At 65.0% G+C, this 14,530-nt stretch carries 13 protein-coding genes and 2 pseudogenes; 11 read left to right on the forward strand and 4 right to left on the reverse strand.

Annotation, left to right across the window (positions count from 1 at the left end; all coding sequences use genetic code 11):
* The first annotated feature begins 3 nt into the window (after positions 1–3).
* Both KG104_RS15950 and KG104_RS15955 read left to right on the forward strand, forming a co-directional pair.
* On the forward strand, positions 4–1,575 hold the full coding sequence (locus KG104_RS15950) for a GMC family oxidoreductase (RefSeq protein ID WP_207347724.1): 1,572 nt from the start codon (positions 4–6) through the stop codon (positions 1,573–1,575).
* A gap of 113 nt (positions 1,576–1,688) precedes the next feature.
* On the forward strand, positions 1,689–3,662 hold the full coding sequence (locus KG104_RS15955; RefSeq protein WP_207347723.1) for a penicillin-binding transpeptidase domain-containing protein: 1,974 nt from the start codon (positions 1,689–1,691) through the stop codon (positions 3,660–3,662).
* A 107-nt stretch (positions 3,663–3,769) separates the two neighbouring features.
* Here the strand turns inward: KG104_RS15955 and KG104_RS15960 are convergent.
* Positions 3,770–4,150 (reverse strand): annotated as a pseudogene (locus tag KG104_RS15960) (YccF domain-containing protein); the annotation flags it as partial.
* Between the two features lie 88 nt (positions 4,151–4,238).
* Between KG104_RS15960 and KG104_RS15965 the strand changes: the two are divergent.
* Positions 4,239–4,724, forward strand: coding sequence for a pyridoxamine 5'-phosphate oxidase family protein (locus KG104_RS15965; RefSeq protein WP_104160247.1), 486 nt, complete (start codon positions 4,239–4,241; stop codon positions 4,722–4,724).
* A 20-nt stretch (positions 4,725–4,744) separates the two neighbouring features.
* Entirely contained in the window at positions 4,745–5,308 is a 564-nt protein-coding gene (locus KG104_RS15970; RefSeq protein WP_104160246.1) for a HutD/Ves family protein, read from the forward strand.
* Positions 5,309–5,387: 79 nt separating this feature from the next.
* Here the strand turns inward: KG104_RS15970 and KG104_RS15975 are convergent, their stop codons facing one another.
* Complete coding sequence (locus KG104_RS15975) at positions 5,388–7,013, reverse strand: DEAD/DEAH box helicase (protein WP_104053130.1); 1,626 nt, start codon at positions 7,011–7,013, stop codon at positions 5,388–5,390.
* Between the two features lie 321 nt (positions 7,014–7,334).
* Here KG104_RS15975 and trmB point away from each other — a divergent pair, with 321 nt between their 5' ends.
* From trmB to KG104_RS16010, 7 genes are all read left to right on the forward strand, one after another.
* Positions 7,335–8,216: a tRNA (guanosine(46)-N7)-methyltransferase TrmB gene (gene trmB, locus KG104_RS15980; RefSeq protein WP_207347721.1), complete on the forward strand. Its 882-nt coding sequence runs from the start codon at positions 7,335–7,337 to the stop codon at positions 8,214–8,216.
* Between the two features lie 5 nt (positions 8,217–8,221).
* Positions 8,222–9,223, forward strand: coding sequence for an NYN domain-containing protein (locus KG104_RS15985; protein ID WP_104053132.1), 1,002 nt, complete (start codon positions 8,222–8,224; stop codon positions 9,221–9,223).
* Between the two features lie 96 nt (positions 9,224–9,319).
* Positions 9,320–9,994: a class I SAM-dependent methyltransferase gene (locus KG104_RS15990; protein WP_207347720.1), complete on the forward strand. Its 675-nt coding sequence runs from the start codon at positions 9,320–9,322 to the stop codon at positions 9,992–9,994.
* A gap of 151 nt (positions 9,995–10,145) precedes the next feature.
* Entirely contained in the window at positions 10,146–10,853 is a 708-nt protein-coding gene (locus tag KG104_RS15995) for a hypothetical protein (protein WP_237687088.1), read from the forward strand.
* Positions 10,846–11,157, forward strand: a complete 312-nt coding sequence (locus tag KG104_RS16000) for a transcriptional regulator (protein ID WP_104053135.1) — start codon at positions 10,846–10,848, stop codon at positions 11,155–11,157. Before KG104_RS15995 ends, KG104_RS16000 begins: the two co-directional genes overlap by 8 nt.
* Positions 11,154–12,125 (forward strand): ABC transporter ATP-binding protein, encoded by a 972-nt coding sequence (locus KG104_RS16005; protein ID WP_237688613.1) that lies wholly within the window; start codon positions 11,154–11,156, stop codon positions 12,123–12,125. Before KG104_RS16000 ends, KG104_RS16005 begins: the two co-directional genes overlap by 4 nt.
* Entirely contained in the window at positions 12,122–12,895 is a 774-nt protein-coding gene (locus KG104_RS16010; protein ID WP_207347719.1) for an ABC transporter permease, read from the forward strand. Before KG104_RS16005 ends, KG104_RS16010 begins: the two co-directional genes overlap by 4 nt.
* A 151-nt stretch (positions 12,896–13,046) precedes the next feature.
* Here KG104_RS16010 and KG104_RS16015 read toward each other — a convergent pair.
* Together KG104_RS16015 and KG104_RS16020 are read right to left on the reverse strand one after the other, a co-directional pair.
* Positions 13,047–13,424: pseudogene (locus KG104_RS16015) on the reverse strand (heat shock protein transcriptional repressor HspR); the annotation flags it as partial.
* Between the two features lie 84 nt (positions 13,425–13,508).
* On the reverse strand, positions 13,509–14,504 hold the full coding sequence (locus KG104_RS16020) for a DnaJ C-terminal domain-containing protein (protein WP_104053139.1): 996 nt from the start codon (positions 14,502–14,504) through the stop codon (positions 13,509–13,511).
* Positions 14,505–14,530 lie beyond the last annotated feature (26 nt).

Genomic DNA, 14,530 nt, shown 5'->3' on the forward strand with positions numbered 1-14,530 from the left:
TGAATGGCTGACAAGACGGACTTCGACTACATCGTGGTTGGCGGCGGGTCCGCCGGTGCGGCTGTAGCGGCCCGCCTGAGCGAAGATCCCGACGTCGAGGTGGCACTGGTCGAGGCCGGCCCCGATGACCGCGGGCTGGAGGAGATCCTGCAGCTGGACCGGTGGATGGAACTTCTGGAATCCGGTTATGACTGGGATTACCAGATTGAACCGCAGGAAAACGGCAACTCCTTTATGCGCCACGCCCGCGCCAAGGTGATGGGCGGCTGCTCCAGCCACAACTCCTGCATTGCCTTCTGGGCTCCCCGCGAAGACATTGACGAGTGGGAAACCAAGTTCGGCGCCGAGGGCTGGAATGCCAAGATGGCCTGGGAGCTTTACCGGAAGCTCGAGACCAATGAGGACGCCGGCCCGGATGCACCCCATCACGGCGACTCCGGCCCGGTTCACCTGATGAACATCCCCGCCAATGATCCCTGCGGCGTCGCCCTCCTGGATGCCTGCGAGCAGTCCGGCATCCCGCGGGTGAAGTTCAATACCGGGGAAACGGTGATCAACGGCGCCAACTTCTTCCAGATCAACCGCCGTGCCGATGGAACCCGTTCCTCCTCCTCCGTTTCCTACATCCACCCGATCATGGAGCGGAAGAATTTCACCCTGCTTACCGGGTACCTCGCCAAGGAACTCACGTTCGACGACGCGAACCGCTGCACCGGCGTCGACGTCGTCGACAATCCGTTTGGCCGCGCCAGGCACCTGGGCGTCCGTCGGGAAGTCATCCTCTCCGCCGGAGCCATCGATTCCCCGAAACTGCTGATGCTCTCCGGCATCGGCCCGAAGGAGCACTTGGAGGAGCGCGGCGTTTCGGTCCGGGTGGATTCCCCCGGCGTCGGCGAAAACCTGCAGGACCACCCCGAGGGCGTGATCCAGTGGGAGGCCAGGAAACCCATGCCGGAAACCTCCACCCAGTGGTGGGAGATTGGCGTCTTCACGCCCACCGAAGACGGATTGGACCGTCCGGACCTGATGTTCCATTACGGCTCGGTTCCGTTCGACATGCACACCCTGCGCCACGGCTACCCCACCACGGAGAACGGTTTCTGCCTGACCCCGAACGTCACCCACGCCCGCTCACGCGGCACGGTGCGGCTGCGGAGCCGGGATTTCCGGGACAAGCCGATGGTGGATCCGCGCTACTTCACCGATCCGCACGATATGCGGGTCATGGTGGCGGGCATCAAGAAGGCCCGCGAGATCGTTGCCCAGCCTGCCATGGCGGAATGGGCCGGCGAGGAACTGTATCCGGGCAAGGACGTGCAGACGGACGAGCAGATCACCGAATACATCAAAAAAACCCACAACACCGTCTACCATCCGGCCGGCACCGTACGCATGGGCGCCGCCGATGATCCGATGGCCCCGCTGGATCCCCAGCTCCGGGTCAAGGGGGTAACCGGCCTGCGGGTCGCCGATGCATCGGCGATGCCGGAACTGGTCACCGTCAACCCGAACATCACCACCATGATGATCGGTGAGCGCTGTGCTGAACTGGTCAAGGCTGCCCGTACGGCCTAGCACTCCCCCGCAGCACGCATACCCCCGCAGCACCGAGGGCGGCCGGATATCCGGCCGCCCTCGGCGTGTGTCTTATGTCTTTGACCGGCCCCGGGCACGGGTACCCTGACCGGATGGGGAAAAACCGCGCACTCACAACCGTCCTGGCTGTTTCGGCTCTCACGCTGACGCTGATGTCCTGCTCCAGCGAGAAGCCGTCGCCCGATGATGCCGCCGCAGCGCTGGCGGAAGGCCTCAGCAACGCTGATGTGTCGGCGTCCTCCTTCACCGCGGGTACGCCGGCCCAGGTGAACACCGAACTGGAGACGCTGCTGGCCGGCATGGGCCCGGTCCGTCCCGCCGTCACCGTGGCCGGGATCGATGAAGACGCGGAGAACGACGACGCCGCCGCCGTCCGCCTGGCCTACGCCTGGGATGTGAACATGGACTCGGCTCCGGACTGGTCCTATGAAAGCACCGCCCAGCTGCGACGCGGCGAAGATGACGCCTGGCAGGTCCAGTGGGCCCCCTCCGTGCTCTTCGAGTCCCTCGCCGACGGCGACCGGCTGGTCCGCACCACATCTCCCGGACTGCGCGCCGACGTTCTGGACCGCAACGGCCAGCCCCTGATGGGCTCCCGCCCCGTGCTCCGGATCGGGATCAACAAGCCGGACATTCCGGAGGACCGGCAGGCGGCCTCCGCCACTGCGCTGGCCGAACTCGCAGGTTTGGATCCGGCAGGCTACGCGGCCCAGGTGGCGGCGTCCGGCCCCGAGGCCTTTGTCGAAGCCATCGTGCAGCGCCAAGAGGCGGACGGCCCCGTAACTCCGGAAGCCCTCGCCGGCATTCCGGGCGCGCTGTCAATTCCCGATTCCCGGGTGCTTGCCCCCACTAGGACCTTTGCCCGCGCACTGCTCGGCACGGTGGGCGAGGCCACTGCAGAGCTGATCGAGGAATCCGAGGGCCGTCTTTCCGCCGGCAACCAGACCGGACTCTCCGGACTGCAGCAGCAATATGACGAGCAGCTGCAGGGCACCCCCGGCGTCGCGGTCACCCTTGAGAACACGTCAGGCAACAACATCGTCTTCAGCATCAATTCCGAGGACGGCACGGCTCTGCAAACCACCCTCGATCCCCGGCTGCAGTCCCTCGCTGAGGGGATTCTGGAAGACGAGCCGTCGGCGTCGGCCATTGTCGCCATCCAGCCCTCAACCGGAGACGTCCTCACCGTGGCCAACGGGCCCGGCAGCGAGGGACAGCAGACTGCGCTTCTGGGCCAGTATCCGCCCGGCTCAACGTTCAAGATTGCCACCTCGCTGGCCCTGCTGCGGCAGGGAGTCACGCCCGACAGTTCGCTCTCCTGCCCGGCGGAACTCAGCGTTGACGGCCGCAAATTCAACAATGCAGGCAGCTATCCGGCCGCCTTTGTCGGGGAGATTCCCCTGCGGGATGCTTTTGCGCAGTCCTGCAACACCGCCTTCATCAATACCCGGGACACGGTGCCGCAGGACGCGCTGGCCTCCGCCGCACAGGATCTGGGCATCGGGGTTTCTGCTTCCATGGGCGTACCCGCGTTCTTCGGCTCCGTCCCGGAAGAAGCCGATGGAACGGCACACGCAGCGTCCATGATCGGTCAAGGCGAAGTCCTCGTCTCTCCGCTGGCTTTGGCCGTTGCCGCCGCATCCGTGGGCAAGGGCGAACGGGTGACTCCGCTGCTGGTTACCCCCGGTCCCGAGGCAGAAACAGCGGGCGCAGAGTCAGGATCGTCGTCAGCACCGGCTTCACTGTCCCCTTCCCCGGCGCCCACAGGCGCCGGCGGCGCCGGAGCATTCACTGCGGCAGAGGCCACTTCGCTGCGCGACATGATGCGCGGCGTTGTCACCGACGGCGGCGCCAACATGCTGGTGGACGTCCCGGGAGAACCGGTGCTGGCCAAGACCGGTACGGCGGAATTCGGCAGCGAGACCCCGCCGCGCACGCATGCCTGGGTGGTGGCCGTGCAGGGTGACCTGGCTGTGGCGGTGTTTGTGGCCGAAGGCGAACTGGGCTCCACCTCGGGCGGCCCGCTGATGAAGGCTTTCCTGGACGGTGCCGCCGGCCAGCCTTAGCCCCGGTACTGCCCTCCGCGGGGAGGTCCGTACTGCCCTCCGGGTCCGTAGCCTCCGCCGGGCCCGTAAGCGCCGTACGGTTCAGCCGAGCCATACGGCATGATGCCGGGACGCCCGGTGGGAACAATGACTTTCCCCAGCGGCATCAGCGAGATCGGCACCATCTTCAGGTTCGCAATGCCCAGCGGAATGCCGATGATGCTGATGAACATCGGTATGGCCGTCATGATGTGCCCGGCGGCGATCCACACCCCTGCCACCACCAGCCAAATGACGTTGCCCGCCGTGGACAGCAGCCCGGGTGCGCCGCCGCGGTCCACTATGGTGCGGCCAAAGGGCCAGAAGGCGTAAGACGCGATCCGGAAAGACGCGATGCCGAACGGGATGGTCACGATCAGCAGGCAGCACACGATACCGGCCAGCACATATCCCAGCGCCAGCCAGATGCCGCCGAACAGGAGCCAGATGAGGTTCAGGATGAGGTTCATCGTCTCATTGTGGTGCACCGTGGCCTGCAGCACCATGTCCCGGACGCCCGTTCATTGTGGTCGGTGCCCGTACAACTAGACTGGAGGAATGTTGCCAATCAAAGATGATGCCGGGACACCTGCTGACAAGCCCGTGGAACTGACCGCCAACCAGTGCTGGGATTACATCCGCCAGGCTCCGATCGGCCGGCTGGCCGTCATTGCCGACGAGCACCCCGAGATTTTCCCGATCAACTTCGTCGTGGACCGGGGATCCGTTGTCTTCCGGACCGCCGAAGGCACCAAGCTTCGGGCAGCCCTGGAAGGCGCTGCAGTGGCTTTCGAGGTTGACGGTTACGATGACCGGCTTGGTTTCGCCTGGAGCGTTGTCCTGAAGGGCTCGGCAGCCCAGCTGGAGTCCATCGAGGAGGTCCTCGCCTCAGAGGAGCTTCCCCTGTTCCCCTGGCAGGCCGGGGAGAAGAACCACTTCATGCGGATTGAGCCGGCGGAGACCAGCGGCCGCAGTTTCCAAATCAACAGCGCAGCCCGCAGGCATTACCTGCGCGGCGCCAAGCCGCAGCCTTCCGTCGAGTAAAAGAGCCGAGTAAGGAAACCGTGACCAGCACAGTGAATGCTGCCTCCCCGATCATCCGGTTCCCGGAACTTCCCTCGGTTCCCTGGGGAAAGAACAACGGCCGGGTCAAGGAAATCGCATCAGGAACAGGATGGCGCCTCAGCGTTGCCTCCATCGACAAGCCCGGTGCTTTCACGGCCTTTCCGGGAATGGACCGGATTACGGTTCCGGTGGAGGGTGAACTGCTGGTCCTCACCGTGGACGGCGCCGAACACGGGATGGAGAAGTTCCGCCCGTTCCGCTATTCCGGAGACTCCGCAGTGGAGGCTGCCCTGCCCACCGGGCCTGTCACGGTGCTCAACACGCTTGCGGACCGCACCACCACCGGCGCCGCGGTGATGGTGGCCGAATTGTCCAAGAAGAATCCGCAGACGCTTGGATCCGGCCAGTTCCTGGTCCTGCTGCACGGCAGCGCCACGGTTACCGCGGACGGTGGTACAGCAACAGCACTTGAGCCGCTGGACACCGTGGTCGGTGCCGATGAACGCCCGTCAGTGCTGGGACGCGGATTCGCCGCCGTCGTGTCCTTCTACGATTTGGACTAACCCGGAACGCACCAGCGAACACAGAAAAGGCGCCTGCCCCCAAAGGGAACAGGCGCCTTTTGCGCTTTAGTGCTGAACCTTAGCGGGAACGGCGCTCATTCGACGCCGGAGCCGTGGCGCGGCGGGGACCGCCGCCTCGTGCGGGACGGCCGGCACCGGAGGGTGCCTGCGCACGCGATCCGGAAGCCGAACGGCCTGCGCCTGCCGGAGCAACATCACCGGCGCGCTGGCCGGTGGCCGGACGGCGGTTGCGGCCCTGCGCGGTGGACGCAGCAGCAGCGCCGCGGCGTCCGTCCTGCGACCGCTGGGCACGGGGAGCATCGGGAGTGAAATCGTTGCGGTCACGCTCGCTGCGTTCACTGCGCTCAGCCGAGACACGTCCGCGTCCGCCGGATCCGCCCCGGCCGCCGGCACGGGGTGCGGTGGTGGAACGGGCGGCGCGCTTGCGCTGGGCATTGGCGCCGGTGGACCGGCCGCCGCCCTGCTGCGGAGACTTCGATGCCAGTTGGGCGGCGCGCACATGCGGCTCCACAACAGCGGCTCGGTCACCGATCAGCTTGGCGATGGACGGAGAATTGTGCGAAACCTTTTCGATGGAGACGTCAACGCCCGCAGCCTTCATCAGCTTGGACACTTCACTCTTCTGTTCCGGCAGCGTCAGCGTGACAACGGTTCCGGACGAACCGGCGCGTGCCGTACGGCCTGAACGGTGCAGGTACGCCTTGTGCTCCGTGGGGGGATCAATGTGGACGACCAGTTCCACGTCATCCACGTGGACGCCGCGGGCTGCGACGTCGGTGGCAACCAGCACGCGCACGTCACCGGAGGAGAATTCCGCCAGGTTCCGGTCGCGGGCATTCTGGGACAGGTTGCCGTGCAGGTCAACGGTGGGAATTCCGCTGTCCGTCAGGAACTTGGCCATCTTCCGGGCGTGATGCTTGGTGCGCATGAACATGATGCGGCGGCCCGAGCCGGAAGCCAGTTCCTTGACGAGCAGCTTCTTGGCCGTCTGGTCCTGAACCAGCAGCACGTGGTGCTCCATGGTGGACACCGCTGCCTGCGGCTCGTCCACCGAGTGGGTCAGCGGGTTGGACAGGTAACGGCGGACGAGCTTGTCCACGCCGTTGTCCAGCGTGGCGGAGAACAGCATCCGCTGCCCCTTTTCGGGGGTGCGGTCCAGCAGCCGCTGGACTACCGGCAGGAATCCGAGATCAGCCATGTGGTCGGCTTCATCGAGCACAGTGATTTCAATGGATTCCAGGCTGATGACCTTCTGCTTCATGAGGTCTTCGAGCCGGCCGGGGCAGGCAATGACAATGTCAACGCCAGCCTTGAGTGCCTTTTCCTGGCGCTGCTGGGAAACGCCGCCGTAAATAACGGTGGTGGTCAGGCCCAGTTCCTTGGCGAGCGGCTCAATCACGTTGTTGATCTGCGTGGCCAGTTCGCGGGTGGGTGCCAGGACCAGGCCCAGCGGGCGGTTCGGCTTGCGGCGGTAGGCCGCTTCAGCCTCAGCCAGCCGGGTGACCAGCGGAAGTGAGAAAGCGAGGGTCTTACCGGAGCCGGTGCGGCCCCGGCCGAGCACGTCGCGGCCCTTGAGGGTATCGGGAAGGGTTTCAACCTGAATCGGGAATGCTTCGTCAATTCCTGAAGCGGAGAGGGAGGAAACCAGAGCCTTGGGTACACCAAGGGCAGCAAAAGTAGTCATTAAAAGACAAGCAACTTTCGGTAAGTGGCCCCAACGCCGTATGGCACCGGGGTTCGCCGAAGAAAAGTCAGACAGTGTCCAGTGGCTCGGCCTTATGTGACCGGCGGGACAAAAGAAAGCGTTCATCGACGCAGGTTGCGCTGCTTACACACGCGGCTTTTAGGCGCGGCAGTCACAACAACTTCGTCCAGTTTACCGGTTTGTGCCCAGTTTCCTAATCGCCGCCCGCACGGAGGGTCCTGGAACTGTCCGGGGAGAGGCATTTGTGGACAGTTTCATGCCTGCAAACACGCCGCGGCGCAGCCGATAACATTAACAGTAATGACTACTGAACCAGCCCTGCCCGACACCGGATCCCTGAACGCTGAAAGTCCGGCGGACGCAAGCACGCCGGACGAGACTTCAGACCCCCGGCACTTCCGCTCGCCGGTGTCCTTTGTCCGGCGCGGTTCCCGCCTCCAGGGCCGCCGCCAGCAGGCCTGGGATGAACTGTCGGACCGGTTTGTCATTGACGTTCCGCGTGCGGAAGCGGATACCTCAGTGGATCCCGCTTACGTGTTCGACGCCGCCGCCGAGTTTGGACGCACCGCTCCCCTGGTGGTGGAAATCGGTTCCGGCCTGGGTGAAGCCGTGACTCATGCGGCTGAACAGAATCCGGACAAGAATTACCTCGCCGTGGAGGTCTACCTTCCCGGCCTGGCCCAGACCCTGCAGCGCATCGGCCAAAAAGAGCTCACCAACGTCCGCGTGGTCCAAGCCAATGCTCCCGAGGTCCTAACCACTATGCTTCCCGCCGGTTCCGTGGATGAAGTCTGGGTGTTCTTCCCCGATCCCTGGCACAAGACCCGCCATCACAAGCGCCGCATGGTCAAGGATGAATTTGCCGAGCTGGTTGCCCGCGTCCTGGTGCCGGGCGGTATCTGGCGCCTGGCCACCGACTGGTCCGACTACGCTGTGCAGATGCGTGAAGTCCTCGACGCGTCCGCCCGGTTTGTGAATCTGCACGACGGCGAGCAGGCCGGCGAGGACAGCCCGCTGACGCGCGTAAACCGGGAAGGCCTGGAAAAGAAGGCTCCGGTGGACGACGTCGACACCCGGGGAGGGTGGGCGCCGCGGTTTGCGGGACGCACCCTGACCAGCTTCGAGAACAAGGCGCACCAAGCCGGCCGCCTGATCTTCGACCTGACCTACCGCAAGGCCTGATTCCCATGACTGAACCCAATGATGCCCGCGTCGGCCTCTACATCGACTTCGACAACATCGTCATTTCCCGCTATCAGCAGCTGCATGGCCGCAATGCCTTCCAGCGCGACGGCATCCGCAATTTCGACAAGTTCAGCCGTGACGCCGACCCCGATATCGCAGCGAAACTGACCTCCGCCACGGTCGATTTCAACGCCATCATCGACTTCGCTGCGTCCTTTGGCACACTGGTGGTCAACCGTGCGTACGCCGACTGGTCGGTGCCCGTCAATGCCAGTTACCAGCGCCAGCTGATGTCCCGGGCCGTGGACCTCACCCAGCTGTTCACCACCACCACCCGCGGCACCAAGAACGGCGCGGACATCCGTCTTGCCGTGGACGTGGTGGAAGATCTCTTCCGGCTGCCGGACCTCACCCACGTTATTATCGTCGCCGGAGATTCGGACTACATTGCGCTCGCGCAGAAGTCGAAGCGCCTGGGCCGGTTCGTCGTGGGCATCGGCGTTGCCGGATCCACCAGCACCTCGCTGGCCGCCGCCTGTGACGAATTCGAAGACTACGATTCGCTGCCGGGCATCAACAAGGCCGCAGCGCCGGAGCGTGTCGACAAGGACCGGGTGCCCGAACCGGCGCAGGCCCAGCTGGATCCCGCCCCCGGCAAGGTCCACCAGCTCACCACGATCCCCATGTTCTCCGATGCCGGGGACACCCAGTTCAGTGATGAGCCGGAAATACACGAGGACATCGACCCGCAGACCATTGCCACCGAGCTCCTCATCCGCGCCCTGCAGATCGGCCACGCGAAGGGCGACTCCGACGAGTGGCTCAACTCCGGGACCATCAAGAACCAGATGCGCCGGATGGACCCCTCCTTCAACGAGAAGCCGCTCGGTTACCGGTCCTTCACCGACTTCCTCGCATCCCACAGCGACTTGGTGGAACTGGAGGAAAGCGGCCCGCAGCGCCTCATCCGCCTGCGCCCGGACGCCGGGAACGCCGCAAGCTAGTTTCGCGCGGCGTCTGGCACAAGGGGTGGGCGGTCCGGTTTGCCAGGGTGGCAAAAGGACTTTGCCGCCTGCGTATTCCCGGTGCATGCTTCAGTAATGGAACATGGAAACCATCACGCTGCCTCCGAGCCGGTTGAGTCCGGCAACGTCACCCCGCAGACACCTGAGGAAACCAGCGACTTCTGGGACCGGCGCTACTCCGAAAGGCCCGCTCTGTGGAGCGGGCAACCCAACGCCGCTCTGGTGAGCGAGGTCCGCGGGCTGAAGCCCGGAAGGGTTCTGGACGTAGGTTGCGGTGAAGGTGCCGACGCGGTGTGGCTGGCGGAGCAGGGTTGGGATGTCACGGCACTGGAGGTTTCCAGCGTGGCGCTGGACCGGGCAGCGCGGCAGGCCAGCCAGCGGGGCGTAACCGTGCACTGGCTGCACTCCGGCCTGGTGGAGGCCGCTCTCCCGCCCGCTTCCTTTGACCTGGTATCCGCCCAGTATCCGGCGTTGCTGCGCACCGACTCGAACGCTGCCGAACGTGCTTTGCTTCGGGCTGTGGCCCCCGGGGGCGTTCTCCTTCTGGTGCACCATCAGCTGCCCGCTGACGGGGACGCCGGGGCACACAGCGCCGCGCTCCGGGACTACGTGGGACTCGCCGACGTGGCAGCCCTGCTGGACGAGAACTGGCAGATTGAGGTGGACGAGGTCCGGCCCCGGAACGTTTCCGCCGGTGCAGGTGCCCACCACACCGAGGATGTTGTCCTGCGGGCGCGCCGCCTGCGCTGATCGCTGTCTGTGTTCTTAATTGGCCGTCTGCGCTCTTAGTTGTCTGCTGTTCTTAATTGTTTTCGCGAACCTCTTGCCGCAGACCAGTTTGCGGCGCAAACTACTTTGCAACCGGTAACATTCGCTTCCCGCAACTTGAGCGGAGCACTCCATGGCAAAGAAACCAGCCGGCCTGCGGGGCGGCAGCGGCCTCGAAGGTAACACCGTCCCAAACGCTGCCGTTCCCGACCAGCCCCTTGACCTCGCATCCGCCCTGCGCATTGTCGACGACGCCGAACGGTCCGTCCGGCGGCAACTGACCGGGAATGCCGCCCTGATCTACCTGCTGTGGGCGCTGGCCTGGGTTGCGGGTTACGGGGCGCTGCAGGGCAGCAGAGACGGGTGGCTGCCGATTCAACTATCCAGCGCCCTCGCCGTGCTGGGAGCAGCCCTGGCCGCAGCCACCATCGCCACGGTCATCCTGTCGGTCCGCGGCGCCCGGGGACTTCGAGGCCCCACTTCTTTCCAAGCCGGCATGTACGGCGCCTCTTGGGCCCTGGGATTCCTCATCATGGGCATCCTCAGCGTCCTCATTGGCCGGGCAGTGGACGATTTCTGGGTCCGGGGCATGCTGATCAACTCCGTTGCCGTTTTGATCGTGGGCCTGCTTTACGTCACGGGCGGCACCACCTTCAATGATCAGCGTCAGTGCTACCTCGGACTATGGCTGCTGGTGGTAACCATCACTGCCCTCCTCTCCGGACCCAACCACTTCCTGGCTGTGTTCCTGTACCTGGGATCAGCAGGGCTCCTGGCGGGGTCCGTCACCGAGTACCTCGCAACACGGCGCCGTCGCCCCGCAGCGGTGAACCATGCCTGAACTTGATCCGGTGATCCACGCCGAAGCACGGCTACGGGCGCTGACCATGCTCAACGAGGTGGGCGAGAGCAACCGCATCGCTTTTACCAAGCTGCGGGCAATGCTGGACATGACGGCAGGAAACCTGTCCACCCACCTGCGAAAGCTCGAAGATGCGGGCTACATCGTGGTCACCAAGACCATAGAAGGCCGTTCCCCCATCACGTATCTGGGGATCAGTCCGGAGGGAAAGCTGGCTTACGCCCAGTACCGGACAGCCCTTCAGGATCTGCTGGCCACACCGCAACTATCGGAGGCACCGTGACTTCCAATCCCAGTTCAGCCATCCGGCCGGCCAGCCTCGCCGGCACGTCTGACGTGCTGGCGGCTGCCAGGGGCGTCACCAAAAGCTACGCCGGCAAACCCGCCCTCAGCGGCGTCAGCCTGGACATCCGGGCAGGGGAAGCCCTGGGATTGCTCGGCCCCAACGGAGCGGGAAAGTCCACCCTCCTGAATTTGCTGTGCGGAATCCGCACTCCGGACGCAGGAACGGTGGAACTCTTTGGCCGCAATCCCCGGGAGCCCGCCGCGCGGCGGCAACTGGGGACTACGCCTCAGGCAACGTCCGTGCCGCCCACTCTGCGGGTCCGGGAAACTGTGGACTTTGTTGCTGCCCACTACGAGCATCCGGTGCCGAGAACCCGGCTGCTCAGGGAATTCGGGCTCACGCATATCGCAGACAAACAGTGCGGCGGGCTCTCCGGCGGGCAGCAGCGGAGGCTGCTGGTGGCACTTGCGCTGGTGGGAAGGCCCCGACTGGTCATCCTTGACGAGCCGACCACCGGCCTGGATGTTGAAGCGCGCGAAAACCTCTGGGAGCGTCTGGGCCAGTACCGCAGGGACGGCGGCACGCTGCTGGTGACCAGCCACTATTTGGAGGAGATTCAGGCCCTCTCGGGGCGGGTGGCGGTTCTGAACAACGGGGAGGTTGTTGCCGACGGAACCGTGGACCAGGTCCGCAGCCGGGTCTCCGTCAGCAGAGTCTCTTTCCGTACCCACCTTCCGCCGTCGTTGTTCGAGTCCTTACCCGAAAGCGCGGGAGTCACCGCTGGCGGGGACAACGTCGTGACGGTGCTGAGCCGGGACTCGGATGCGACCGTCCGGCGCCTGGTCCGCGACAACATTCCGTTTTCCGGGCTCGAGGTCCACACGGCCAGCCTCGAAGAGGCGTTCCTGTCCCTGACCCACCTATCTGCCGGCCCCGAGACAAGAGTCCGGGAGGAGAAGCTATGAGCACCGCAACGCTGGTCCGCGCGCACACCAAGGCACAGGTTCTTGAGCAGCTGCGCATTCCGATTTCCGTTATTTCGTCGACGCTGTTCCCCACGCTGGCCCTGGCGTTTTTCGTCCTCCCGCAGCAGGCGGTGACTTCCAATCCCGTGGCCTCGCTCATCGCCGTCGCGCAGCTGGCGCTCTTTGGGGTGATGAGTTCATTCCTGTTCAATTACGGCATTGGCGTCGCGGAGGACCGCGCCAATCCGTGGAGCAGCTATGTGCGGACGCTGCCCGCCGGCGCCGTACCGCCCACTGCGGCCCGCGCCCTGACCGCCATGTTGTTTGCCTTCTTTTCCCTGATCCCGGTGATGCTCGTGGGCATGTTCACCACTTCGGCACTGGAGGCCTTCACAACGGGGGCGCTGTCCTGGTGGCGGGTGCCGGCGGCCATGCTGGTATGGCTGGTGTGCGGCCTGCCGTTCCTGTTCCTGGGCCTGCTGATCGGTTACCTCTGCACTTCCAAGGTAGCCATCGCCGTCACGCAGGTGGTGTTTTTTCCGCTGGCCTTCGGCGGGGGGCTGATGCTTCCTCCGGACTTGTTCAGTCCGGGACTCAACGCGCTGTCCCTGTTCCTGCCCACCCGGGCTGCCCGCGACCTGGCGGTGACCGTCTTCGCCGGGCAGCCGCTAAGCCCGTCCGCCCTCCCCTGCCTCGTCGCCTGGACGCTGGTGCTGGGAACACTGGCGGTGTGGGCGAACCGCCGCGACCAGGGCCGGCGGTTCCGCTGAGGGCGGCCGGACAAAGCAGTCAGAGAGACTGAACGTAACCGCCGTCGTAGTCCACGGCGTCCTGCTTCCCGGCCGGAAGGGCCCGCAGCTTGCCGCGGCGCTGCACCAGGGAAGCGAGGCTGAGCTGTGTAGCGAAAGGCCGCGAAGCGGGCGGCCGCTGCCCACGGGTCAGGGTCACGACGTCGCCGGCCAGTCCGGCAGCAAACACCCGGCTGCGGTCCGGGGTGCGCTGCTGGATGGAGTCCAGCTCCGCGGAAAGTTCATCGATGCGGGCGCGCAGCCCGGACACCTGGTTTTCCAGCTGCATGATGCGCTTGATGCCCTCCAGGGACACGCCCTCCTGGGAAAGCCGCTGAACCTCACGAAGCATGTCGATGTCATGCTGTGAATACCGCCGGGACCTTCCGGGAGCGCGGCTGGGGCAAACGATGCCCAGCCGGTCATACTGCCGCAGGGTTTGCGGATGCATATCCGCCAACTCCGCGGCAACGGAGATCACAAAGATGGGCGCGTTCACGTCTATGCCCATTGTTCCTCCTTGACAGCTGTTGACGTTAGTAACCATAGCCCGGTTCCGTTTCCGGAGCACCGGAAACCGAACCGTGTTTTGCGGCTACAACCTGGCCTTGGAGGCCAGGCCGGCGCGCGGATCCTCGCCCTTTGTAGCCTCGGCGAAGGCCTCCACTGCGGCCTTGGCTTCCTTGTTGAGATGCGAAGGGACGGCGACGTCGATGGTTACCAGCAGGTCCCCGTTGCCCTTGGACGTTTGAACGCCCCGGCCCTTGACCCGGAGGGTGCGCCCGGAGGGGGTGCCGGCAGGCACCTTGAGCTTCACTTTCTCCGCAGTCAGCGTGGGAACTTCGATCGTGGCACCCAATGCAGCTTCGGGGAAGCTGACCGGCACATGGATGCGGATATTGTTTCCGTCGCGGACAAAGAAGTCGTGAGGGGTGACGTTCACGGTGACCATCAGATCGCCGTTTCCGGCGGCACCAGGTTGGCCCTTGCCGCGGACGCGGATCTTCTGGCCGTCCTTGACCCCGGCGGGAACACGGACTTCCACTACTTCACCGCTGGGCTCGCGCAGCCCAATGACGGTGCCGTTGATGGAGCCTGCGAAGGAGATAGTGGTGCTCGCCGTGCGGTCCGCACCCTTCTGCGGCTGCGCTGAGCCGAACCCGCCGCCAAACCCTCCGCCGCCAAACAGGTCGGCGAATTCCGGGGGAATGTTACTGCCGCCGGTGCTGTAGCTGGTGCGGCGGCTGCCGCCGGGACGTGCACCCTGGCCAAAGAGCCCGCCAAAGAGATCCTCGAAGCCTGCGCCTCCCGCCGGACCTGCGCCGCCGGGACCGCCCGCCGAGAAGCGTGCTCCGCTGCCCATGGCACGGATCGCGTCATACTGCTGGCGTTCCTCGGGGTCGGAGAGAACCGAATACGCTTCGGAGAGATCCTTGAACATCCGCTCGGCTGAGGGATCATCCTGGTTCTGGTCCGGATGGTACTTGCGCGCCAGCTTCCGATAGGCCTTCTTGATATCGGCTTCCGACGCGTCCTTGGGGACACCCAGAATCTTATAAAAATCCTTATCGACCCAATCCTGACTAGCCAATTGGCGTCCCCTTCCTCAATTTACTG

The organism is Arthrobacter sunyaminii (assembly GCF_018866305.1).
Lineage (GTDB): Bacteria > Actinomycetota > Actinomycetes > Actinomycetales > Micrococcaceae > Arthrobacter_B > Arthrobacter_B sunyaminii.

Coding starts and splice junctions, on each gene's coding strand:
- KG104_RS15950 (WP_207347724.1), top strand. CDS start 4: ATGGCTGACAAGACGGACTTCGACTACATCGTGGTTGGCGGCGGGTCC.
- KG104_RS15955 (WP_207347723.1), top strand. CDS start 1,689: ATGGGGAAAAACCGCGCACTCACAACCGTCCTGGCTGTTTCGGCTCTC.
- KG104_RS15965 (WP_104160247.1), top strand. CDS start 4,239: ATGTTGCCAATCAAAGATGATGCCGGGACACCTGCTGACAAGCCCGTG.
- KG104_RS15975 (WP_104053130.1), bottom strand. CDS start 7,013: ATGACTACTTTTGCTGCCCTTGGTGTACCCAAGGCTCTGGTTTCCTCC.
- trmB (WP_207347721.1), top strand. CDS start 7,335: ATGACTACTGAACCAGCCCTGCCCGACACCGGATCCCTGAACGCTGAA.
- KG104_RS15985 (WP_104053132.1), top strand. CDS start 8,222: ATGACTGAACCCAATGATGCCCGCGTCGGCCTCTACATCGACTTCGAC.
- KG104_RS15990 (WP_207347720.1), top strand. CDS start 9,320: ATGGAACATGGAAACCATCACGCTGCCTCCGAGCCGGTTGAGTCCGGC.
- KG104_RS15995 (WP_237687088.1), top strand. CDS start 10,146: ATGGCAAAGAAACCAGCCGGCCTGCGGGGCGGCAGCGGCCTCGAAGGT.
- KG104_RS16000 (WP_104053135.1), top strand. CDS start 10,846: ATGCCTGAACTTGATCCGGTGATCCACGCCGAAGCACGGCTACGGGCG.
- KG104_RS16010 (WP_207347719.1), top strand. CDS start 12,122: ATGAGCACCGCAACGCTGGTCCGCGCGCACACCAAGGCACAGGTTCTT.